This window comes from Agrobacterium sp. CMT1, assembly GCF_037203725.1.
In the GTDB taxonomy this organism is placed as follows: Bacteria; Pseudomonadota; Alphaproteobacteria; order Rhizobiales; family Rhizobiaceae; genus Agrobacterium; species Agrobacterium pusense.
The window spans coordinates 1-18,822 of record NZ_JBBCAR010000015.1 but is presented as its reverse complement, the minus strand read 5'-3'; the positions used below and the strand labels follow the sequence as shown (position 1 = coordinate 18,822).

At 55.9% G+C, this 18,822-nt stretch carries 30 protein-coding genes, 2 tRNA genes and 1 pseudogene; 14 read left to right on the top strand and 19 right to left on the bottom strand.

Annotated elements, in window-relative coordinates; all coding sequences use genetic code 11:
- Positions 1-21: 21 nt before the first annotated feature.
- A tRNA-Pro gene (locus WA845_RS17700) sits at positions 22-98 on the bottom strand.
- A 263-nt stretch (positions 99-361) separates the two neighbouring features.
- On the opposite strand from WA845_RS17700, the gene WA845_RS17695 reads away from it, so the two are divergent.
- Together WA845_RS17695 and WA845_RS17690 are read left to right on the top strand one after the other, a co-directional pair.
- Complete coding sequence (locus WA845_RS17695; protein ID WP_004442361.1) at positions 362-667, top strand: ETC complex I subunit; 306 nt, start codon at positions 362-364, stop codon at positions 665-667.
- A gap of 48 nt (positions 668-715) precedes the next feature.
- Positions 716-792 (top strand) — tRNA-Arg (locus WA845_RS17690).
- Between the two features lie 655 nt (positions 793-1,447).
- Here the strand turns inward: WA845_RS17690 and WA845_RS17685 are convergent.
- The 7 genes from WA845_RS17685 to WA845_RS17655 are packed head-to-tail and all read right to left on the bottom strand — an operon-like array spanning position 1,448 to position 4,981.
- A complete protein-coding gene (locus tag WA845_RS17685) occupies positions 1,448-2,272 on the bottom strand; it encodes a deoxynucleotide monophosphate kinase family protein (protein ID WP_337322526.1) in 825 nt (274 codons plus the stop codon).
- Positions 2,269-2,571 (bottom strand): hypothetical protein, encoded by a 303-nt coding sequence (locus WA845_RS17680; RefSeq protein ID WP_337322525.1) that lies wholly within the window; start codon positions 2,569-2,571, stop codon positions 2,269-2,271. The genes WA845_RS17685 and WA845_RS17680 overlap by 4 nt, the downstream gene beginning before the upstream one ends.
- Positions 2,568-2,750: a hypothetical protein gene (locus WA845_RS17675; protein ID WP_337322524.1), complete on the bottom strand. Its 183-nt coding sequence runs from the start codon at positions 2,748-2,750 to the stop codon at positions 2,568-2,570. The genes WA845_RS17680 and WA845_RS17675 overlap by 4 nt, the downstream gene beginning before the upstream one ends.
- Entirely contained in the window at positions 2,747-3,025 is a 279-nt protein-coding gene (locus tag WA845_RS17670; RefSeq protein WP_337322523.1) for a hypothetical protein, read from the bottom strand. The genes WA845_RS17675 and WA845_RS17670 overlap by 4 nt, the downstream gene beginning before the upstream one ends.
- Positions 3,022-3,264: a hypothetical protein gene (locus tag WA845_RS17665; RefSeq protein ID WP_337322522.1), complete on the bottom strand. Its 243-nt coding sequence runs from the start codon at positions 3,262-3,264 to the stop codon at positions 3,022-3,024. Before WA845_RS17665 ends, WA845_RS17670 begins: the two co-directional genes overlap by 4 nt.
- Positions 3,261-4,271 (bottom strand): hypothetical protein, encoded by a 1,011-nt coding sequence (locus WA845_RS17660; protein WP_337322521.1) that lies wholly within the window; start codon positions 4,269-4,271, stop codon positions 3,261-3,263. The genes WA845_RS17665 and WA845_RS17660 overlap by 4 nt, the downstream gene beginning before the upstream one ends.
- Positions 4,271-4,981, bottom strand: coding sequence for a metallophosphoesterase (locus WA845_RS17655; protein WP_337322520.1), 711 nt, complete (start codon positions 4,979-4,981; stop codon positions 4,271-4,273). The genes WA845_RS17660 and WA845_RS17655 overlap by 1 nt, the downstream gene beginning before the upstream one ends.
- Positions 4,982-5,188: 207 nt before the next feature.
- Here WA845_RS17655 and WA845_RS17650 point away from each other — a divergent pair, with 207 nt between their 5' ends.
- Positions 5,189-5,338: a hypothetical protein gene (locus tag WA845_RS17650; protein ID WP_158454197.1), complete on the top strand. Its 150-nt coding sequence runs from the start codon at positions 5,189-5,191 to the stop codon at positions 5,336-5,338.
- A 4-nt stretch (positions 5,339-5,342) separates the two neighbouring features.
- Here the strand turns inward: WA845_RS17650 and WA845_RS17645 are convergent, their stop codons facing one another.
- Together WA845_RS17645 and WA845_RS17640 are read right to left on the bottom strand one after the other, a co-directional pair.
- Positions 5,343-6,578, bottom strand: coding sequence for a hypothetical protein (locus WA845_RS17645; RefSeq protein WP_337322519.1), 1,236 nt, complete (start codon positions 6,576-6,578; stop codon positions 5,343-5,345).
- 288 nt (positions 6,579-6,866) lie between these two features.
- Positions 6,867-7,529 (bottom strand): S1C family serine protease, encoded by a 663-nt coding sequence (locus WA845_RS17640; protein ID WP_337322518.1) that lies wholly within the window; start codon positions 7,527-7,529, stop codon positions 6,867-6,869.
- A gap of 380 nt (positions 7,530-7,909) precedes the next feature.
- Here WA845_RS17640 and WA845_RS17635 point away from each other — a divergent pair, with 380 nt between their 5' ends.
- The 7 genes from WA845_RS17635 (at position 7,910) to WA845_RS17605 (ending at position 11,039) form a co-directional block, all read left to right on the top strand.
- Positions 7,910-8,110 carry a dehydrogenase gene (locus WA845_RS17635; RefSeq protein ID WP_337322517.1) on the top strand — a complete coding sequence of 67 codons (201 nt, stop codon included), beginning with the start codon at positions 7,910-7,912 and terminating at the stop codon, positions 8,108-8,110.
- Positions 8,100-8,576 (top strand): hypothetical protein, encoded by a 477-nt coding sequence (locus tag WA845_RS17630; protein ID WP_337322516.1) that lies wholly within the window; start codon positions 8,100-8,102, stop codon positions 8,574-8,576. Before WA845_RS17635 ends, WA845_RS17630 begins: the two co-directional genes overlap by 11 nt.
- A 2-nt stretch (positions 8,577-8,578) precedes the next feature.
- On the top strand, positions 8,579-9,352 hold the full coding sequence (locus tag WA845_RS17625; RefSeq protein ID WP_337322515.1) for an SOS response-associated peptidase: 774 nt from the start codon (positions 8,579-8,581) through the stop codon (positions 9,350-9,352).
- 73 nt (positions 9,353-9,425) lie between these two features.
- Positions 9,426-9,839, top strand: a complete 414-nt coding sequence (locus WA845_RS17620) for a hypothetical protein (RefSeq protein WP_337322514.1) — start codon at positions 9,426-9,428, stop codon at positions 9,837-9,839.
- Positions 9,840-9,996: 157 nt separating this feature from the next.
- Positions 9,997-10,215 (top strand): hypothetical protein, encoded by a 219-nt coding sequence (locus WA845_RS17615; protein WP_269842633.1) that lies wholly within the window; start codon positions 9,997-9,999, stop codon positions 10,213-10,215.
- Between the two features lie 169 nt (positions 10,216-10,384).
- Positions 10,385-10,603: a hypothetical protein gene (locus tag WA845_RS17610; RefSeq protein ID WP_337322529.1), complete on the top strand. Its 219-nt coding sequence runs from the start codon at positions 10,385-10,387 to the stop codon at positions 10,601-10,603.
- Complete coding sequence (locus WA845_RS17605) at positions 10,554-11,039, top strand: DUF2335 domain-containing protein (RefSeq protein WP_337322513.1); 486 nt, start codon at positions 10,554-10,556, stop codon at positions 11,037-11,039. Before WA845_RS17610 ends, WA845_RS17605 begins: the two co-directional genes overlap by 50 nt.
- 32 nt (positions 11,040-11,071) lie before the next feature.
- Here the strand turns inward: WA845_RS17605 and WA845_RS17600 are convergent, their stop codons facing one another.
- Positions 11,072-11,266: a hypothetical protein gene (locus WA845_RS17600; RefSeq protein WP_337322512.1), complete on the bottom strand. Its 195-nt coding sequence runs from the start codon at positions 11,264-11,266 to the stop codon at positions 11,072-11,074.
- A gap of 23 nt (positions 11,267-11,289) precedes the next feature.
- The gene (locus WA845_RS17595) at positions 11,290-11,688 is read right to left on the bottom strand and encodes a DUF982 domain-containing protein (RefSeq protein WP_337322511.1); all 399 of its coding nucleotides are present in this window, start codon (positions 11,686-11,688) and stop codon (positions 11,290-11,292) included.
- A gap of 43 nt (positions 11,689-11,731) precedes the next feature.
- On the opposite strand from WA845_RS17595, the gene WA845_RS17590 reads away from it, so the two are divergent.
- On the top strand, positions 11,732-12,394 hold the full coding sequence (locus WA845_RS17590; RefSeq protein ID WP_337322510.1) for an outer membrane protein: 663 nt from the start codon (positions 11,732-11,734) through the stop codon (positions 12,392-12,394).
- Positions 12,395-12,448: 54 nt separating this feature from the next.
- On the opposite strand, the gene WA845_RS17585 is transcribed toward WA845_RS17590, so the two are convergent.
- The 3 genes from WA845_RS17585 to WA845_RS17575 all read right to left on the bottom strand — a co-directional run bounded on the left by WA845_RS17585 (position 12,449) and on the right by WA845_RS17575 (position 13,997).
- The gene (locus WA845_RS17585; protein ID WP_022556393.1) at positions 12,449-12,793 is read right to left on the bottom strand and encodes a hypothetical protein; all 345 of its coding nucleotides are present in this window, start codon (positions 12,791-12,793) and stop codon (positions 12,449-12,451) included.
- A gap of 117 nt (positions 12,794-12,910) precedes the next feature.
- Positions 12,911-13,162, bottom strand: a complete 252-nt coding sequence (locus WA845_RS17580; RefSeq protein ID WP_174150118.1) for a hypothetical protein — start codon at positions 13,160-13,162, stop codon at positions 12,911-12,913.
- Between the two features lies 1 nt (position 13,163).
- On the bottom strand, positions 13,164-13,997 hold the full coding sequence (locus WA845_RS17575; protein WP_337322509.1) for a glycoside hydrolase family 108 protein: 834 nt from the start codon (positions 13,995-13,997) through the stop codon (positions 13,164-13,166).
- 385 nt (positions 13,998-14,382) lie between these two features.
- Here WA845_RS17575 and WA845_RS17570 point away from each other — a divergent pair, with 385 nt between their 5' ends.
- The 3 genes from WA845_RS17570 to WA845_RS17560 all read left to right on the top strand — a co-directional run bounded on the left by WA845_RS17570 (position 14,383) and on the right by WA845_RS17560 (position 16,216).
- On the top strand, positions 14,383-14,574 hold the full coding sequence (locus WA845_RS17570; protein WP_337322508.1) for a hypothetical protein: 192 nt from the start codon (positions 14,383-14,385) through the stop codon (positions 14,572-14,574).
- Positions 14,575-14,854: 280 nt separating this feature from the next.
- Positions 14,855-15,238 carry a hypothetical protein gene (locus WA845_RS17565; RefSeq protein ID WP_337322507.1) on the top strand — a complete coding sequence of 128 codons (384 nt, stop codon included), beginning with the start codon at positions 14,855-14,857 and terminating at the stop codon, positions 15,236-15,238.
- 108 nt (positions 15,239-15,346) lie between these two features.
- The gene (locus WA845_RS17560; RefSeq protein ID WP_337322506.1) at positions 15,347-16,216 is read left to right on the top strand and encodes a hypothetical protein; all 870 of its coding nucleotides are present in this window, start codon (positions 15,347-15,349) and stop codon (positions 16,214-16,216) included.
- On the opposite strand, the gene WA845_RS17555 is transcribed toward WA845_RS17560, so the two are convergent.
- The 4 genes and pseudogenes from WA845_RS17555 to WA845_RS17540 form a co-directional block, all read right to left on the bottom strand.
- The gene (locus tag WA845_RS17555) at positions 16,213-16,581 is read right to left on the bottom strand and encodes a hypothetical protein (RefSeq protein WP_337322505.1); all 369 of its coding nucleotides are present in this window, start codon (positions 16,579-16,581) and stop codon (positions 16,213-16,215) included. The genes WA845_RS17560 and WA845_RS17555 overlap by 4 nt on opposite strands.
- Complete coding sequence (locus WA845_RS17550; protein ID WP_337322504.1) at positions 16,578-18,221, bottom strand: fusion protein; 1,644 nt, start codon at positions 18,219-18,221, stop codon at positions 16,578-16,580. Before WA845_RS17550 ends, WA845_RS17555 begins: the two co-directional genes overlap by 4 nt.
- Positions 18,221-18,448 (bottom strand): hypothetical protein, encoded by a 228-nt coding sequence (locus WA845_RS17545; protein WP_337322503.1) that lies wholly within the window; start codon positions 18,446-18,448, stop codon positions 18,221-18,223. The genes WA845_RS17550 and WA845_RS17545 overlap by 1 nt, the downstream gene beginning before the upstream one ends.
- 2 nt (positions 18,449-18,450) lie before the next feature.
- A pseudogene (locus WA845_RS17540) lies at positions 18,451-18,822 on the bottom strand (hypothetical protein); the annotation flags it as partial.

Sequence of the window (18,822 nt, the reverse complement as noted above, 5' to 3'; positions counted from 1 at the left end):
AGCTGATGCTTTGCCTTAAAATGGTCGGAGTGGAGAGATTCGAACTCCCGACCCTCTGGTCCCAAACCAGATGCGCTACCAGACTGCGCTACACTCCGCCGAGGCGATGGCTGGGAATACACGGTTCATACGCAGTCCGCAACAGGGAAATTCATCTTTGTTCAGCCGCGACACCGTTGAGCAAAACGTAAGGTCGAACGGGCAGCGCATGAACCGACAGCAAGGGGATAATCGTCTTGACTCTCACTTGAACTCGGTCCATTTCAAATTCAACGTTCCTGACACGATTTGGTTATTCTATTCAGGTACGTGATGAATAATCCGGGGTTTCACCCCGCTGTCCAACCGGAGCAGTTTCGACATGTCTGCGAAGATTTACCGCCCTGCAAAAACCGCCATGCAATCCGGCAAGGCGAAGACCAATGTCTGGGTTCTGGAATTCGACGCCGAGGTTCCGCGCAAGATCGATCCGATCATGGGCTACACCTCCAGTTCCGACATGAAGCAGCAGGTCAAGCTGACATTCGAGACACAGGAACAGGCCGAAGCCTATGCCCAGCGCAAGGGCATCGAATATCGCGTGATACAGCCGAAAGAGGCGACTCGCAAGGTGGTTTCCTACACCGACAATTTCCGTTTCAACCGCACCCAGCCCTGGACGCACTGAAACACGACGACCAAAGTTTTTGCCGGAGCATCGATTGCCCGGCATGACGGCCCCTTAGCTCAACTGGATAGAGCAACTGCCTTCTAAGCAGTAGGTCGCAGGTTCGAGTCCTGCAGGGGTCGCCAATTATTTCAAGCGCTTAGCGGCACTTCCTGAATCACCAGTTTGCAGTTTTCTGGCGCAGTTTGCAGAATTCGTTCTGCGGGCGTTCTTGTGGTGCAACTTTTTGTTGATTGGTTGGGGAAATAAGCGGCCAGTAATTGACGACCGAATTATCTAATAATCCCCAATACAATTAGATAAATAATTAATAAGTGCAAATTGGAGGGAAACCGACTTGACGGAATCGTCATTTTGGGGATAAGTGTGTATTAGTTAAAAAATCCCTAAAATTGCTATTGCCGAATCTGTCTCTGTCTGGAAAAGATAAAGGCCGAAACGCGTGGTGCGTTTCAGCCTTTGTGATTCTGCTTCGGTTGTCCTGGTCGCCGAAACGGAACAGGAGCGAAGCGGTAGTCCTAGCAGAGCCGTGATAATCCTCAAAGGCCCACATTTCAAGGCCAGAGGGACAAAAAAACTATGTCTAAGGCACAGTCGGGCAATAAGGCCTCGTCTATTGCTGGTAAGGTTCTTACGGGAACTAAGCCCTCCAAGACCGAAATCTTGACCCTCGCTGCATCCGTGCTTCGGCAGGGTGAAACTAAGGGCAAGCGTTAATGTGACTGGCGGGGAGTTAGTGGCTCCCCGCCTTTTCAACTTTTTAGTCGTTAGTTAGTTCCACTACGCCGCATCCTCCAAATGCCACTCCAGGAAAGCATCAAGCTGGCGATGCAAATCCACGATGTCACCAATGTTGTGGATCTCGACGTCAGCAGCACCACATCCCGCCTCGCTCTCATGGCTGCCGGCAATGCCGCCACGTCCGACTAGACGCCAAACCACGCCGCCGAGCTTGCGCACTTCGTCGGCTTCATTCGGGAATCGGCAGTCATCGACGACCACGCGGCCGCCTTCGGCGATGATCTGGTTGACGCGACGAACCCAGAGCTCAATCCAGAAGGACGGCCCAATACAAGCGCGCCCCCACTGCGTGCCGAGCGTCTGCATAGCGTGACGCGGTGTTGCGCCCTGAAGCCACTCGCACGGCTCCTCCTTTAGCTCTCCCTCAATGTGTGCTTCGCTCAGACCGATCGCCCGCAGCATGTCTTTCAACGGGCCTGCGAACTTCACCAATTGGTAGCCGTGCTTCTCGACCAGGTACTTGCTGGCCGTGGACTTGCCGCTGCCAGCAAGGCCGGTGAGCGCGATGACGGGTGGAATGGTGCCAGAGGAAGGCGCCGCGGCTCGCAACGCATTGGCAATCGCCGCGTTCCTCTCCGCAATGCCTCCGTTCAACCAGTCTTGGTGCTTCCCGATCGCCGCGCCGAGCGCGCGCAGCTCGACAGGAACGTTATCATTTGCCGGTACGGCTGCGAGGCAGCCGGTGTCTTTCGATGCGATGGTCTCGCCGAGCGTGAAGTTTGCGCGAAAGTCTTCCAGTGCCGAAGCGTAGGCGGCGCGGTTCTTCTCAACTAGTTCGTCAAGCTTATCCAGAATGTCGCTCATACTGTCTCCTTCAGTGCTGCGTCGACAAGGGCAGCCCAAACGTCGCGAGCCTTCTGCGGATAGCCGGGAATGCCAAGATAGATGTTGCCGTCGCCACATGCGAAGTCATCAAAACCGACGACGATTTCTTCGGCGGCTTCAAGCTGCGCCTCGGTGGGTTCGCGCATTGCTTCGATGGCGGCTCTGGCTGTGCGCTCGAAATCCCGCACGATAACGGGACCGCTATCGCGGTACTCGGTTCGCTCGTTGGGCGGGGTAGATGCTATCGCCCGAGCCACCCTTTCAATCATCTCGCTCACGCGGATTCCTCGCAATCCCAGTATTGCCTGTCTTCATCAAGTGCTGTCTCTGGGTCAAATTCGACACCAAAGAACGAGAGCAGCCCTGCAGCATATTCGCGTGCCTTCAGCTCAGGCCAGTTAAATGGCTCAACAGTTAGAAGTGACGCGCATTCGTCAATCCACTCGTCCTCGCTCATACCTTCTCCTCAATCTTCTTCTCTTCCTCGACCTTGGGCTTAACCACAGGCTTAAACCGGCGCAGCGCGAACGGTGGATCCTCATCGCCGAACTGCGGACACACGCCACGGTTCACGCCCGCCAGCCTGATGCCAGCGTAGTCACCGCCGAGATACGAGCGGCACATGCCGACCCAAGTTGCTGTGTAGGTCTCCCCAGCACGAATGCCGAGGTATTGCTCTGGAAGGGTAGTGTCGTCGATGCAGATTACTTCGTCGCCGGGTTTGATGGTCATGATGCCAACGCTCCGATGATTTTGATTGCCTCACGTAGGTCAGCGGCATACTGCCGATCGCGCTTAGCCCCGTTGTGGTGGTCGAGGAACATGCGAACCGCGAAGGTGTTGTGGTTGCCCTGCCCGGCGTTGAATAGGTCCATCTGCGGCTTCAAGGCGTCGGCCACAGCATCGTTGTTTGCGGCACATGCCTCGTCCTCGGCGAGCCGTTTTCTTAGCCGCTCGATAAGGTCGGTCACGCCGCCCTCCCCGCCATCAACGCATCAAACGTCGCCAGGAACTCAAGCTCCGCCTCCTCCGGCGACCAGTACCGCAGCTTCACGCCCAGCTCTTTCCCGGCGTACCGCGCATGCCACGGCATCTCGCGCAGGTTAACCAGCTCATCGGCGATGATGCGGTTGTCGGCGTCATGCACCTCGCGCGGCAACTCCTTAGGCAAGCCGAAGCGCGCCGCGATAGCCAGCCAGTTGTCTTGCTCGATCGCACGGTAGTTCGTCAGGTACGGCTTCAACGGCCGCGGAATGTCCACGCAGTACGCCTCAGGGGCATCGTGGAGAAGGCCAGCCAAAGCCACCTCCGGTGCGTGCTTGGCTGCAAGGTGACGGGCAATCAGAACTGAATGTTCGGCGACGCTGTAGAACTTGATGCAGTGCCCTGCGTAGCGGCATTGCAGGCCGAGCGAATGGGCGATGTCTTCGATGTAGACTTCGTGCGGGCGCGGCGACATCGGCCAATATTTGCGACCGGTGAAGGTTTGCATAAACGAGCCGGCGCGAGGCAATCCAGCATTCCAGTCGCGCTTTGGTGCCGTAGGTTCGGCAGGCTGGTTGCGGGTTAGGCCGATGTACTGTCCGTTGTCCGAGGACAGAGGACGGTAAGCGACTATTTCGTCGTCACCCTCATAGCCAAACGGGCCTTGTCTTTTATGCCGCCAGTCAAACTGGTGCGCAAGGCGTTTATTACGTCCGCCGTTACGAAGAAGAACTTCGACCTCAACCTCATCGCCGACGGGAGCGTCTCCTCCCTGCCACGCCAACCAAACTTCGGCGCTTCCGGATGTTGCTGGCACATCCAGGTAAACGCCAGTCGAAATCACCCCAGTGTTTTGCTGCGGCACGTTGTCATTGGCGGCCACGTACTTATCGAGCGGGCCGAAGGTGGTGGTGGCGATGTCGGAGTTATACTGTTTCTGCGGAAACGGTATAGCTAGCTCTGCCGGAGCGGCTTGTTCTCTTCGCATCAACATTACGCGGTCCCCTTCAGTTCATGAATTGTCTGGCCTTTGATCTCGATCGTTGAGACCGGACCACCAGCGAATTCGTCATCGAAAACGCCGACAACCAACCTGCCAGTGTACCAAGCCAGCGTGTCGAAGTTGCTCCGCCCACGAAGCAGCAATGGACCGTCTTCATGCTGGTGATGTCCGTGAACGACATGAAGATCTCCGTATCCGTCCTCCGCGCCATCTGGATACAGCATCCACGTGTTCTTTTGCTCGTCCTGCTTGTCGAGCGGTACGCCGTCCTGAATACCGGCGTGCACAAAGATGCGTTTTCCATCGTTGTACGTAATTGGAAGACCAGCCATCCATTGCAGATGGGCAAGCTCGACAACACTTACGTCAATAGCCACGCCCGCCTTGTGGCCGTAGGACATAAGCGTTGCGCCGCCGCCATTTGGAATCCACCAGGAACTCGCAAGACCGGGTGCATAGCACGCCGCCATCATGATTTCTTCGTGGTTGCCCTGCAGACAAACCCACTTCCATCGAGACGGGTCAGATGGGCCGGCCATCAACGTTTCGATGACCTGTCGGCTCGCCGGTCCGCGATCGACATAGTCGCCAGTAAAGACGATCGTGCCGCCGCTATGGCTGGCCTGTTCAATGCGCTCGATCGCTGCAACGAGCAAATCATGTCTGCCGTGAAGGTCCGCTATAACGAATGTCTTGCTCATTCAAGTCTCCTCGGTGGTGTGGTGATTCTCGCCAGTTGGTGGCTGGCATCAGTTGGGGATTGCTGGGTAAAACTTTGGATGTGATCGACAGCAGCCCCCGATTTCCCAGTTATTCCGTGTTTAGTTTTTGGGTGGCAATTGACCTTCGGCCCGTAGGGAGTCCTTATTGCCATTGTGGTGCCAGCGATTCTAATCCTGGAGCACCAAATGAAGACCTTCCTCAAATTCAGACACGGCAAAACCGAGGGTGAAGCAAACAACACTCTTGGAATGTTGCTGCTTACGATCATCGCCGTGACCTACAGGCTTGCGCCGTTCATAGCGCTGGGCGCTGGCGGGTACTGGTATGTCCGCTAGGGCGTCACGCCGCCGCCCTCGCCGGCGCATTATCATTCGCGGCATCCATCATCGCCACGCGAACGCGTGAAACTTCGCCGTACTCCTTGTGGTAGCTGATCGACTGCATAGACCGGCCGGACAAGAAACCGGAGCCGAAATGCCAGGCATCCTGCGGCGTAGGCGTCTGGTGCGATTCCGAAATCACCCCGCCGCCCTCAGATGCAAACTTGCTCGAGTGATGAATGTGGAAGCCGTGGACAAAGCGATGGCGAGTAGCGCCCCAGTCTTCGGCACGGCGATGCGCCATGATGCTTGCCATGTCTTTGAGCTTGACCGTGTGACCATGGGTGGCGCCAATCATCACCTTGCCGAAACGGAACCAGAAGAACAGCGACGGGTCTACGTCAACTGTCACTCTCGGCTCATTGCGATACCAAGCGAGGAGAAAGTACGCGACAGCTACCGAGGCATGCTCATCATGGTTGCCGGGCAGGATGCGGACGGTGACGTGGCCGTGGCGTTTGAGGCTGGCATCGATCGAGCGAACGACTAGGCGGCATGCTGTCATCAGCACCTTCTGGTAACGCCCATCGACTTGAAGAACGTTGCCAGACCGCGCCGTCTTGTTCTCGTTATTGTCCGAGTGGAGAAGGTCTCCGCCGCCCAAGACGATAGCATTAGCAGACGGTGGCGTTCGCGCTATTAGGTCTTCAATCGCAGAGCCAATTACGCTCTCCGCAATCTTCAAATCCCAATTCGTGTCTGTCTCGCGATGCCACGAGAAAAGACCGATATGCCAGTCCGCAAGAGGCGTCAGCGTCAGCAGATCGTCATATACCTGCGCCGGCGCGGCAATAGGTTCGGCAGGAGCGACGTCGTTGAACGCTTCTTTGAGGATGGCAGCAATATCGACCGGCGATTGCTCCACCGCCGTCTTCTGCCACTGCTGGATAACGCGCCCCTCAGCATCGACGAGCGCAGACACGCCTTTGACAACGTGACCTGCCGGCACCGCGAACTTCTCGCCGCGCTCCTGCGACTGCTGAATGAATGTGCCGCTCGGCGTGTTGCTGATCTTGCTGATCCGGAAGCCAGGCAACACCGGCTCCGTGCCCAGAAGGCCGGCCTCTGCAGCGCGGCGTAGGCTTTCAGAGAGCGCAGACTTCTTGATACCAAGCGCGGCGGCAGCCTTCTTCAGCGTGCCGTGCTCTTTGTAGGCGTCGGCTCTTCGGCGTAGTTCTTCTATGGGTAGAGGCATGCAGTCTCCTCAATGTGGTGGTGAAGGCCGCTTGGTGGGCGGCCGTTTGTTTTTATCGGTACGGGATGGGGCCGTTTTCACTGGGATAAGCGGTTTTTCCAAAGACCCAAAATCCGATGAACCATTTCAGCTTGAAAGAAAGCCCATACCAACGCGCTATTTCGTGGTCAGCGTAATCATTCCGACCTTCTGTGCTACTGCCCTTAGAAAGGAGAGTTCCAGTGTACGCGCGCACCTTTGTGGGATTGTCGGGCTCCCCATTGTGAATTCGAAGGCCTAGGAAACTCTTCACCCCACCCTCCCCAACAACTCACAAACCGCAGTCGAAGGCACAACATAGCCGTAGCCAACCAGCGAGCCTGAAAAACCAATAGGCGCGGCCATGACGCCGACGGTAATGCCGATCAAGTCGCCGTTGTCGCCATAGACAGGCCCGCCTGATTGGCCCATCACAGTAGTGATGTCGGTCACGTAGACCGTTTTCCACGGACCTGTTTCTCGTGGCTCGCCGGCGATCTTGCCGTACGCGGCAACGAATTCGATTTTCAGGGGATTGCCGTAAGCAACGATAGGATCGCCAACTTTCACAGCGTGGCAGGCCAGTTTTGCGACGCCGAGGCCGTCCGACGACGTGCGCAGCAGTGCAATGTCATTAGCCTTGTTGATCCAAAGGACATCGGCCTTGCGAAGAGCGCCACCTTTAGCCTTTAGCTGGACTTCTTTCGCGTCGCCGACGACGTGCGCAGCAGTGACGATGAATCCGTCGCCGATATGAACTCCGGAACCGTGTCCGTTTTCGAGTTGGATCTTAACGGTGGCCGTTTCGGTTGCGGTAGAAGTTGGTGGAGGAAGGAGCGCATAGGCGGCCGCAGAGGTCGCGGCGATGACGAGGAATAAAGCAACGAGGAATGCGCGTGGCGACACAATACGCCGCAGGAATCGTCTGAGCATGATTATCCCCTCTTTCTGGCGACCGTGCGCCAATGTGGTGGTCTCGGTCGGTTGCCGAGCGGCTGGTGAGGCCGACAATCAAGCTATACTGTTTTTACAAATTTGTCAAGATTTCCGACCGACAAAGAATCCCGATTGACTCTTTGGAGTATGAGAACATAATAAGAACATCATGTCTCACAAGATGCGAACACAAGCAATGAAACAGTACAGATTTCAGGCTGGGCGCTGGATCGTAACAGTGCGCGCGCCGACCTTTGCCCACGCTAAAATCGCCGCTGCAGCAAAGCTAGATCAGCGGGCAGCAAAGCTTTTTGCTAGTCCGCCTGCATGCGGCTGGAAGCTTGAACGACTAGCAGACACCACCAGAGGATAGTCCTGTGCGCCCAAATTCAAGAGAACCGCAAGCCGATCCGGTTGACCACATCATTGCCTGGCACGACGGCGATAGCCGCGCCGCTATCGAGACGCTGATCGAAGACATCCAGCACTTGCGGCTGCAGCTTGCGCTGGCGACCGCAGCGATGGGAACCGGTTTCACGAGAGGATGGAAGCCGGACGCCGACAGAAATGCCAGGTGAAGGAGCTTATCTGCTTTCGGACTACGGCGGCGAGCCTGTCGGCGTCATATGTGAGGAATGCGAGCTCCTGAAATTCATTAGTTCGGCCAAGCTCATGGTCGAATTTGGTGACCTGTCGATGCCGACGATGCTGCGGCGCATTTCCCAAGAAGTGATCAAATGCGCCAGGCCGATGGAAGGCTTTTCAGGCCGCTGCATGCTTCATTACCACGCGCGCGCCGGCAGTCAGATCGATGCATTGAAACAAGCGACGCCGCCGGCCGTTAGAGTGAAGGAAATTCGAAACTGGGAGATAGTCGTTGCCAAGTGCAACTACTGCGGCCACGTTTCAAATATCCCGCACTGGCAACTGAACCGCGCAGCGAAGACGGACACTACGGTGGACGAAATTGCCAAGCGACTGAAATGCAAACGATGCAGCGTGAAGGGTGATGTGAAAATCACCATAGCCAAGATGCCGAGGTGAGCATGTGTAATCTGTATCGCATGGAAGAGAAGGACTGGGCCTCGAAGTGGGCTCAGGACGCAGAAAGCTTTATCAATCTGATGCCGGCCTATCAAATGAACCCCGATCAGATGGGGCCGATCGTCCGCAACACTGCGGATGGCAAGAAGCAGCTTGTGCATGCGCGCTGGGGCCTGCCCTCACCGATTTTCGTGCAGAAGAAGGCTGCGGAAGCTCGAGCGGATAAGCTGAGGGCCAAAGGCAAGGCCGTCGATATGGATGAAATCATCCGGATGGAGCCGGACCGCGGCGTGACGAATGTCCGCAAGCTCAACCTGCCTCACTGGACGCGATGGTTCGGTGTCGAGCACAGGTGTCTCGTCCCAGTCACCAGCTTCGCCGAGCCGGATCCGGCGAGCAAACAGGACGGTGGCAATGTGCCTAACGCTTGGTTCGCTCGAGACGAGGCGAAATCACTCATGTTCTTTGCTGGCATCCACGTGCCGCAATGGAAAAGCGTCCGCAAGGTGAAGGACGGGCTTACCACTGACGATCTCTATGGCTTCTTGACCACAGATCCGAATGACCTTGTGAAGCCAATCCACGAGAAGGCCATGCCCGTTCTGCTGCTGACGAAGGAAGAAACCGACGTCTGGATGCGGGCGCCTTGGGATGAGGCAAAGCACCTCGCCCGCCCACTGCCAAACGATGCCCTGATTGTGTTGTCGCGTGAACCTTATGGCTCAACGATTGTTTCGCGAAGCGGAGAACCGGTAGAGCAAGGAAGCCTTTTATAACCGGCGGCCGCCGCCAGATGAATGCATGTTGACGAGGAGAGTAAGCCCACTATTCGGATAAAGGAGGAGGAAGATGCATATTCGCCCCTACATTCTCGAGAATCACGGTGTCTACCCAAAACGGTTTCTGGAAGATGGTGACTTCTTCGGAGTGCAAAAAGCCATTCACGAGGATCTGGACTCGCGGCTGATCGCTGAGGTCGATCGAGAGTCTGACCTGACTGCTTATTCCGGATATGTCGCGATCGAGCTGTGGGCCGACGACGACGACATACCGACGGGCGCGAAGATCGAAGTGTTGTTCAGTGAGCGGAAAGGCATCGCCGCCGTCCTCTACGACCATCCGAAAATATCCGATGCTTTCATTGAGTGGGTGTTTTGCAACTCGCCCAACGACGCATTGACTAAATGGAAGAAGAAGGTTCGCTGGCCGCTGATGGAAACATCACGGGGGCCGGTCGACATAACCGGAGAGGCCCAACAATGAGCGACCAGACCAGCAAGGCCGGCGACGGCATCCACGAGAACCACTGGTGCGAGCATCCGGGCTGTCGTAAATGGGGGGGCTTTGGCTTCAGCCGAAGCAAAGTTGAGAAGTCATCCTGGCATTGCTGGGAGCATTATCCATTCAAGGAGTGGCCTCGATGATATCCCGCATCACTCGCCAGAAAGACGCGAAACAGCGCATGTCCATGGCTCTACGTCAACTGAATGACGCTGTGAGGGACCTCCACAAGAGCGGCCTCGACGTGGAAATCATGGAGCTGACGATGTTAACGTCACGCGGTGACATGAAACAGTTCGATATCAGGACATTCAGAGCAGAAGGCGCGCCGCCTGATTTGAAGGTGGTAGGAGACTAGAAGTTTTGATGGATGAAAGAGAGGAAGGAACACGCAAGGATGACGCACGTTTGATGTGTAATACGAAATGGCAGGGTGAAACATTAACGATGTTTCATTATCTTTGATTTGAAAATCTCATAATGATTGATAATTATGACCGAGTTAGAAACGACCTAGGATGAATGCTATGACAAACAAATCCTTCAAAAAGGGTTTCGTGGACGGCTTCACAGCTCCGTTCACGTTTCTTGTAACGAAACCGAAAAGCACGGAAAGATACCATATTTCCGTTGACAAAGCGTGGAAGGATGTGGGGGACGCATTTTTCGACGTGATGAAAGAGCAAGGGGCCATAAGTGGGGAAAGGCGTAACCAAAAGGGGCGCGGCCCCAAGCAAGCCGCCTAGCGAACAGTCGACCTCCATTGAGGGGGAAGTCGAAAACCGTTTGGAGCCAGTTCTTTCGAACCTATCGAGGGTACAGAGAGAGCAAATTCTTTCAACGGTTATTAGTGTGGTCCAAACCGAGGCTTTTTCGGGTCCTTTGCCACACCCCAGACATCTGGAGGAATACGATAGGGTTCTTCCAGGCGGAGCAGATCGCATATTTCGGATGACTGAAAAGGCGCTCGAAAGCAACATCGCCAGACAAGACAGCCGGCAAAAATCGGATCAAAACTACCGTCTTCTAGGGATGTGGCTTGGATTTGCAGCGCTGATGTCATTGGTAGCTGGCGCCGTATTTGCTGGCATGAATGACAAGCAAATTCTGTCAGGCATACTAATGGGCGCAACCGCCATCGGGTCGATCGGCGTATTCATCACCGCTCATCATAAGAAGTGACCCGCTCCGGCGGGTTTCTTTTGCTGGAATTTCTATTTCTCGCCGTCCGGAACAATAAGCCAGAACAACTGCACCAGGTCATCCCACAGACGGCCCAGATCGTCGATCATGGCCGTGATTTCCAGATAGGCATATACACCGGCAACGATGATAAGAACCAGTATGCAGACTAGCAGCCATGCCCATAGTCTGCGTTTTCGCTTAAATCCAGCAGGTTCTTTCGTCAACTGAAAACCATTTCTCACCAATCTCACGCTTCGTCGTCGGGACTGACCGAGAGCCCTGCCTCGTGAGCCGCGTCGACAAAAGCGAGACGCGCGTCTTCAGGTCGATCATCCAAGCCATTTTCGAGGACAGCAGAGCAAACCATGAGAGCGGTAACGTACGCCTGCGCCTCTGTGCTTCCGGGCCATCTGCGAAGAAGAACCCGTGCGAGATCAGTGACGGTTTCGAGGGTTTCGAAATCACCCCAAAGGATCGTAATCGGCTCTATTCTGAATTCGCTCATGGGGCGCAATAACACCGAAGCGTCAAACTTACAGATAAAATTGATACACAGCCGCGTGAATTCGACACCCTTGAGCAGCAACATCCCGCCCCGGATACGCTTGGGTTGCGGGTGTTGCCCATGTGCTACAGCATATTTCATCGAGTTGTTGTTTAGTGGAGGCTCAAATTTAGGAGTTCAGACCATGAAAAAGACATTCGCGACCCTGGCTTTTGTTTTGGCAGCGTCCACCGCTATGGCTGCTGACGCGGTTTCTGAAGTACCCGCAGCGCCTGTTGCTGATGTGGCACCAGCATTCAGCTGGACTGGCTTCACCATCGGTGTTCAGGGCGGCTACAACTGGAACAACCAGGACATCGAAATCAGCGGCACCGCAGGTAGCTTCTCGGAGGATTTTGACGGCGGCATCCTCGGCGGCTTCGTTGGTTACAACTACGATTTCGGCAACAGCTGGGTGGTCGGTCTTGAGGCTGATTTCGACAAGAACTGGGCAGACAACACTGCGTTCGGCGGCGCACTCACCTATGGTTTCGACTGGCAGGGTTCGGTTCGCGGCCGCGTTGGCTATGCCTTTGACCGCGCTCTCGTATACGGTACTGCCGGCTGGGCTTATGCTCGCGGCTATGCGGACGTAGCAGGCTTCGGTGAAGAGAAAGAAACGTTCAACGGCTACACCCTCGGCGTTGGCCTTGATTATGCCTTCACGGACAACGTATTCGCCCGTCTGGAATATCGCTACACCGACTTCGGCGACAAGACGTTCGATTTCGGCGGCACAGGTGGCGGCACCATCAACTCTGACATCGATCAGCACGCTATCCGTGTCGGCCTCGGCGTAAAGTTCTGATAGCCATTCGCTATGATCATGAAAAGCCCGGCCATAGTGTCGGGCTTTTTGTTTTTACCCAGACCTCGTCGTCCTTGGCTTCGATTGGTTTTCAACAATCCTATCAACGCGCATTGTCATCTTGTCGACCGCATCCTTCACGGCGCCGATAGCGCCCATGATCTGCTCTGTCTGCTCACGCAGGCCGGACTTGGAAACGTAGGTTTCGGCGACGTGCAGCCGATGCGCAGCAAGCTCTTCCCTTGCTAATGAAGCCATGGCTGAGGCCGCCGACGCGGCCGCAGAGGCCTCCGTCTTTGCCGCGCCGATCTTCGCATCGACGTACTTCCACAGGCCGAAGAAGAAACCGAAGAGCATCACGAAGAAACCCGCAACAGCCATGATTTCGGCGCCGGTCACGGTTTTACCCCGCACAGCTTCATCAGCTTCTCATTCTCAGCCAAGATTTGCCGCTTTGTTTCTGGCGTCATCTGGTCATCGACAGAAGGACGCACCGGGCGCGCGATATCGCAGTAGCTACCGCTTGTCGCGCATCCACTTGCCAAGAGCGTCATCAACGCCAGCGTCATCCAAATTCCTGATTTCATTTTCGACATCCCCGGCCTTCTTGATGGCCTTGGCATTCGCTGCGGCCTGTTCGTCTTTTGCCGCGGAGCGCCCTGCCCTCTGGCCATATAAAAAGACGCCCGCGAGGATCGCGAGTGCCGTACCGATTGCGGCTAGGTAGCCGGAAACGCGGGACCAAAGGCCCGCGAGAAATAGTGGCATACTAACCTCCCGATCTGATGCGCTGGACGAAGTGGACGAGGCCAACGATGCCACCTGCGATCATCAGAATCGCCAGAGCCCACTGAATGGGACCGGCACCTGCGAAGATCGCACCAGCCGCAGACAAGAAGCCACCAAGCGGTCCCCATGCCTCTGGCTTCTTGATAACCTCGATGAGGCCGGTATCCTGCACGACGGCCTTCGCCTCCGCTTCGACTGGGGTCGCGGTGGGTCGTGGCTCGATCGAATTGGCCATCCGCAGGGCGTTGCCTACGACGCCGGGCTGCTTCTTGAGCTTGCCAAGCGGGTCAACGCCGGTAACGCGGATTGTCCAACCTCTGCCGTTGACCGGGAAGCCGGTCTTAGCGTTCGTCAGGCTGCGGAGGTAGCGCATACGCTCGTCGCAGTAGGCCACGATCAGGTCTTTGACGCCGCCTGGATAAGCCGCAACTGCGGCGACGGTCTGCTCTCCGATGTGCCCATCAATCGAACCGGAGTACACCTTCTTGGCTTGCAAAACGGCCTGTAGCTTCTTCGCTGCAGTCGAGGGTCCCGAATTCACGCCGAAATCGAATGCAGCGTAATCCAAACCTGAAGGCAGGATGTCGCCACCGCTCTGCGACCAGTAGGACCGACGATAGATTTCTACAGCCTCTTCCTTGGTCATCGCCTTGACCTCGGATGCGGTGACAGACGTAATGCCGCGGTGCGCAGCAAGCGTCTTGTGCGTGATGCCATACTTAGTTGGGCCGCCGCGGTCGCTCTTGACGTTTACGTAGCCACCCTCGTGGCCGAACATCAGGTCGAGCGAGACGGCAAGATTTTCTCTAGCCATGCTTCTGGCTCCTTTCGATACGGCCCTCATGCAGGCGCACGAAAGCCCTCCCCTGTGTGGAGATTTTGGTGATTGGCATTGATTTTCCTTTTTAAGGGGTCGCTGGGAACATTAAGGCGGCCATGGCGTTAAAGCCGTCGCCATGTCCCCAACTCCATGGCCTAAAGACCCGCGCACGCATCCCCCCGCTGCGCGGGTCTTTTGATTCAGGGCCGTCGTAGCGACGGCGCATTCACTCCACGTTCAGGCCCGGCGCAGCACTATCGAGCTTGTGGAACCGAAGTCACAGGCGCACGTTTGATTGCGTTATTGGGAGATAAGATCATGAAGCTTCTGACCGCAGCAATTGCGCTCGTATCAGTCGGTATTCTTAGTGGATGCGTAGATGATAGCGGATATCGCTCAGGCGGGTATTACTCGTCGGGTGTCTATTATCGCTCATACGATAGAGACAGGTATTACCGGGATTACGACCGCCGAAACTGGCGTCACCACAGAGAATGGCGCGATCGGCGGGAAGGAAGGGGTGATTACCGCTACCGCCCGCCGCGTGATGGCCAGTTGTATGGTCGCCTGATTAATTGACAGGGTCCTCGCTTCTTGGTCGGCCTAAACGGCCGGCCAAGCAATGGGAGCGATTTCCGTTCGTGTTGACCATGTTAGTTTGGTCGGACTGCACTGATCCGACGTAGCCGCCTTTGTGACCAAACATAGGTAGACAGCGACGGCCTCTATAGTTTTGGGCCTTATCAAGAGAATGTCTTCATAATTACCCCGCGCAAAGAAGCCACCTGTAGTTGCGAGGCGGTCACCTATACGGTAGCAATAGACCAGCTTCGTGTTGATGGGGGTCTATGATGCGGTGGAAAGTCTCGGTCGTTTTGGTGTGCGTGACGTTATCCGGATGCGCTGGCGCAAGCTATGCGATCGAGAACTATGGCAAGGTAAAGCCTGAACTTTGGACAAGCCCATCCACCAACAAGGCGTACCGTGTCTACGACAAGCCCGCCGAGAACAGGATGATGATAACGCTAAGCATTGGCGGCGCAGCAGCGCAGGGTGCTGGACAAGGCATTACGCTTGGCCTGGCAGACACTCGAACGCCGCAAGTCGTCTATCAAGACGCGGCTATCGAGTGGTTGTCGACGAAGGGGCGCACCTGCGTGGCGACCAACACGTCGCTTATTCTCGAGCCTCAATATGAGGTCAGGTACAATTGCGACGCGCCTAAGCCGGGTTAGGCTACCGGCCAAGCGATGAAGAGTATGGCCAGCTCGCAATCGTCAGTTGATCCCGGCTATGACTTTTGTAATACGTGTGTCTTGGACACGAGTGCCTTGGGGGTTGCAATGGACACTGAACCGCTTCGAACGATGGAACAGCGGCTTGAGGCGATACAAGCTCATACTTGGAGCCAGCGGGAGGTGGGCCTCGCACATCTCTTAGCCTCTTTAGCTCAAAGTGAGCGAGGGCGCGACCCCCTTCGCCTGACCCGCCACTACTCGCAGGTTTATAGCCAGCATTGCGAGGATGGTTACATTGCAGAGATATTCTCTCGGATAGGCGAGAAAAAGCGAACGTTCCTTGAAATCGGAGTTGGGGATGGTACGCAAAACACGACCAGATTTCTGCTCGAGACTGGATGGCAGGGAGTTTGGGTAGAGGGCGATGAAGCGCACTTCCGCGCTGCCATAGAGAAATTCTCTGACTTCATCAGTGACGGTTCCCTGAAAGTCATCAACCTTATGGTGACAAGTGAGAACATTAACGCCGAGCTAAATTCTCATGGGGTTGCCCAAGAATTCGATTACATAGGAGTCGATGTCGATCAAAACACGAGCCACATATGGCGCGCACTTGACCGAACATCTCGTGTGGCATGTATCGAGCATAATTCGTCTATCCCCCCCACCATCGCTATCGAAGTTCCGTACCAGGACGATGCTGTTTGGGACGGCACCAACTTTTTCGGTGCGAGCCTAAAAACTATGGAGCTTATAGGCAAAGCCAAAGGCATGAGCCTTGTTGGATGCGATTTTGCCGGCATCAACGCGTATTTCGTTAGCAACAATGAACAACTAGACCATTTTTCCGCGCCATTTACCGCCGAAAACCACTATGAGAGCCCCAAATACAATGTCCTGTCGCACATCGGACACCCGCCCTCACAACAGGGCAGAAAATGGGCCAGCCCGGCAGAGATGAACCAAACCGTTTAGGGCCAAGCGATTGGCGCGATTTCCGTAATGAACTGCTCGACTGTTGGCTGCTGACGCGTGCCAGCCTGCACCTTTGCAAATTCGCCATACGAATACCGCCAGACGTTATCGCGCCATGCGACGAAAGCCATAGCCTCAGCCGCCCATCCAGGAATTGTAGATCCAATATAGGATGCCAACGTCACACCGTCCCGGAACTGACGATCACGTGCCGTGCTATCGACAAGATTTTGTATGGCATTCTCGTAGTCTATGATGCTGGGTGGTGTTGGTGGCAGCGCACTTTGAAATTCGTCAATTTCTTCCGGCGTCAGCGCACGCTCGGTCAAGGTGCCATTCTTCCCGTTAAGGACCTGGATGTTCATCCTCGTATCCCTTCAAAATAAAACTCGCCGTAAGCGAAATTCCCGGCAGACGTCACGATACGCAAAGAATTGCGCGCCGCTACGCTCAGAACAGTTTGGCCAGCTAACCGAAGATTACGAGAAGGGTCTTCGTAGATTTGATTAGATATCGCGCGAGCATTCCTGGCCTTGTTAAATGCAATAATCGAAAGGACACTCCCTGCGGTCCCGTTGCCGATCAATATGCCGTTGATTGTGCCAGCACTCGCAGCAGGCCCGCCAGATGAAGGGCCATCCACAATATTGAATGTGTAGCTTGAGCTGCTAGTGATAAAGGTCGCGCCGTTATCAGTTGAAACCTGGATGGCAGCATAACCGCTCGATAACGAAAAATCGCTTGTGCAGCGAATAGCCTTGAATGGTGATAGATTGTTAACGATTCCCGCCGACTGCCCCGCCAAGTCGAGCGAGCCAATCGGTTCCCAACCACCGAGCAGTTGATTGGCTTGAGCGGGGGTGAGGTCTTCGACGTTACCCGTTCCCGCTGTCAGGCGCCCCTTGATCGCAGGCGCTGCGAGCTGCGACAACAGTGCATTGCCGACTACGTTGTTTGGCGCCTTCTTGAGAAGCTTCCCTGTCGTATCGGCAAAGACAGCCAAGTCATTGACCGCAACGCCACCGGCAGGCCCAACAACGTCACCCGTTCCCGTTCCATCCGTTCCCTTGCGGGCCAGCAGTCGCCAGTAAGCGTTGCTTTCGGTGGGCAATACCGGCGGCGCATTACCTGTCGTCGGCTGGAGCGCAAGCCACGTCGAGCCGTTATTGAGAACGATATCATTCGAAGCATAGGCCGTAGCGCCGCTGTAAGTGCCACGATCCACGACGCCCGGAGTGCCGGAGCGCGCAAACAGTAGCCACTGTGTGTTCTCGGTCGTCGGCAAGGTGGGCGGCGCGTTACCCGTCGTGGCAACCTTGGCGATCCACGTCGATCCGCCGTACTGCACGATATCGCGGATCGCGTAGGCTGTGCCCGCGCTATAGTTGCCGCGTTGATTGACGCCAGCGGGGCCGACAGGACCGGTCACATAGGACGGTGCACTCCAATCGCCCGACGTCGCGGAGTTCTTGAAGTAGAGCGCCGATCGGCCGTCTCCAATGTCGATGACGAGAACCGAGAACCCCGCAGCAGCGCCGTTATAAGCAGCCCTGCCCGCAAGGTTCGCCACCCACGCATCATACTGGACGCCCTGAACAAGCGCGGCCTTGTTGATCGTGCCGAACACACCCGGCCCGATACCGATCGGAATGTCATCCGTGCCGACCGAGATTTCAGACAGACTGTCGAGGTTGCCGTTCGACAACGAAGCCAGCAGCCGGCGCATTGCTTCGACTGCTGCAATCGTTGGCGAAGTCAGTTCGACCTTGTAAGGCGCATCAGTCTGCGCAGGACCGGGCCAATCATCGGCAAGCAACAGTTCCGTGTCGCTGATGATCTGCTCTATTACGATCGGGCGCCCAACGTGAATGCCAAACTTGTCACCGACCTTGATCGGGGTCAGGCCAGCAACTTCCGTAAGCCAGCCGGTATCCGTGCCGGTCACAGTGCGAGATCCGACTGCGACGGTTGCCGTACCGTCGCCGTACCAGGTGGTGTTAGCCATTATTCAGATGCTCCGTTACCGGTGTCGACTGGATCGCCCTCGCCTTTCGCAAGGCGCAGATCGGCTTCAAGGCCGTTGATCTTGTCGAGAAGGGTTTTGTTTTCCTGCAGCTGCATCGAGAGGTGTTGCCCAAGCAGCAAAGTCCGCTGCTTCAGAAAGCCTTCGCGCACTTCTGCTTCCTGCAGGGCGACGAGAGCGTCGACCTGCATCGTATTGCCGGTTGTCATGATTACCTCTTGAAAGTGTAAGCGACCAATTCCATCCCGCTCCATTCACTCGATCCACCGCCGCCAAATTCAACGCGGAAGGTGGTCTGTGTTCGACCGGAAGGAGGGGTAAAAAGCTTAGACCAAGTAACTATTTGCCCCGCCCCAGGCGAGGAGTATTGTGCGAGCACGCCCACGGAGGCGAGGACCTGCCCTCCGGTCTGATCGCGCAATTCCACCGCCGTTTGGAGTGAAGTGTTGGGGGCACTGGTACGAAGCAGCCCCCTAAATTCCACCTTGATTTTCGGTGAGCCTACTCCGTGATTTGCAACAATGTTGAGGAAAACACTCGATCCTGAAACAGTCCCGCTCTCCGCAAACTCGATGTTTGTGAT

Bases quoted from the DNA above. Each gene is read 5' to 3' on its own strand.
- WA845_RS17590 (WP_337322510.1), top strand. From the start codon at position 11,732: ATGAAAAAGACATTCGCGACCCTGGCTTTTGTTTTGGCAGCGTCCACC.
- WA845_RS17640 (WP_337322518.1), bottom strand. From the start codon at position 7,529: ATGCTCAGACGATTCCTGCGGCGTATTGTGTCGCCACGCGCATTCCTC.
- WA845_RS17575 (WP_337322509.1), bottom strand. From the start codon at position 13,997: ATGGCTAGAGAAAATCTTGCCGTCTCGCTCGACCTGATGTTCGGCCAC.
- WA845_RS17545 (WP_337322503.1), bottom strand. From the start codon at position 18,448: ATGACAACCGGCAATACGATGCAGGTCGACGCTCTCGTCGCCCTGCAG.
- WA845_RS17685 (WP_337322526.1), bottom strand. From the start codon at position 2,272: ATGAGCGACATTCTGGATAAGCTTGACGAACTAGTTGAGAAGAACCGC.
- WA845_RS17695 (WP_004442361.1), top strand. From the start codon at position 362: ATGTCTGCGAAGATTTACCGCCCTGCAAAAACCGCCATGCAATCCGGC.
- WA845_RS17555 (WP_337322505.1), bottom strand. From the start codon at position 16,581: ATGAACATCCAGGTCCTTAACGGGAAGAATGGCACCTTGACCGAGCGT.
- WA845_RS17615 (WP_269842633.1), top strand. From the start codon at position 9,997: ATGATATCCCGCATCACTCGCCAGAAAGACGCGAAACAGCGCATGTCC.
- WA845_RS17570 (WP_337322508.1), top strand. From the start codon at position 14,383: ATGATAGCGGATATCGCTCAGGCGGGTATTACTCGTCGGGTGTCTATT.
- WA845_RS17560 (WP_337322506.1), top strand. From the start codon at position 15,347: ATGGACACTGAACCGCTTCGAACGATGGAACAGCGGCTTGAGGCGATA.
- WA845_RS17660 (WP_337322521.1), bottom strand. From the start codon at position 4,271: ATGTTGATGCGAAGAGAACAAGCCGCTCCGGCAGAGCTAGCTATACCG.
- WA845_RS17675 (WP_337322524.1), bottom strand. From the start codon at position 2,750: ATGAGCGAGGACGAGTGGATTGACGAATGCGCGTCACTTCTAACTGTT.
- WA845_RS17565 (WP_337322507.1), top strand. From the start codon at position 14,855: ATGCGGTGGAAAGTCTCGGTCGTTTTGGTGTGCGTGACGTTATCCGGA.
- WA845_RS17630 (WP_337322516.1), top strand. From the start codon at position 8,100: ATGCCAGGTGAAGGAGCTTATCTGCTTTCGGACTACGGCGGCGAGCCT.
- WA845_RS17670 (WP_337322523.1), bottom strand. From the start codon at position 3,025: ATGACCATCAAACCCGGCGACGAAGTAATCTGCATCGACGACACTACC.
- WA845_RS17620 (WP_337322514.1), top strand. From the start codon at position 9,426: ATGCATATTCGCCCCTACATTCTCGAGAATCACGGTGTCTACCCAAAA.
- WA845_RS17595 (WP_337322511.1), bottom strand. From the start codon at position 11,688: ATGAAATATGCTGTAGCACATGGGCAACACCCGCAACCCAAGCGTATC.
- WA845_RS17610 (WP_337322529.1), top strand. From the start codon at position 10,385: ATGACAAACAAATCCTTCAAAAAGGGTTTCGTGGACGGCTTCACAGCT.
- WA845_RS17580 (WP_174150118.1), bottom strand. From the start codon at position 13,162: ATGCCACTATTTCTCGCGGGCCTTTGGTCCCGCGTTTCCGGCTACCTA.
- WA845_RS17625 (WP_337322515.1), top strand. From the start codon at position 8,579: ATGTGTAATCTGTATCGCATGGAAGAGAAGGACTGGGCCTCGAAGTGG.
- WA845_RS17645 (WP_337322519.1), bottom strand. From the start codon at position 6,578: ATGCCTCTACCCATAGAAGAACTACGCCGAAGAGCCGACGCCTACAAA.
- WA845_RS17550 (WP_337322504.1), bottom strand. From the start codon at position 18,221: ATGGCTAACACCACCTGGTACGGCGACGGTACGGCAACCGTCGCAGTC.
- WA845_RS17655 (WP_337322520.1), bottom strand. From the start codon at position 4,981: ATGAGCAAGACATTCGTTATAGCGGACCTTCACGGCAGACATGATTTG.
- WA845_RS17650 (WP_158454197.1), top strand. From the start codon at position 5,189: ATGAAGACCTTCCTCAAATTCAGACACGGCAAAACCGAGGGTGAAGCA.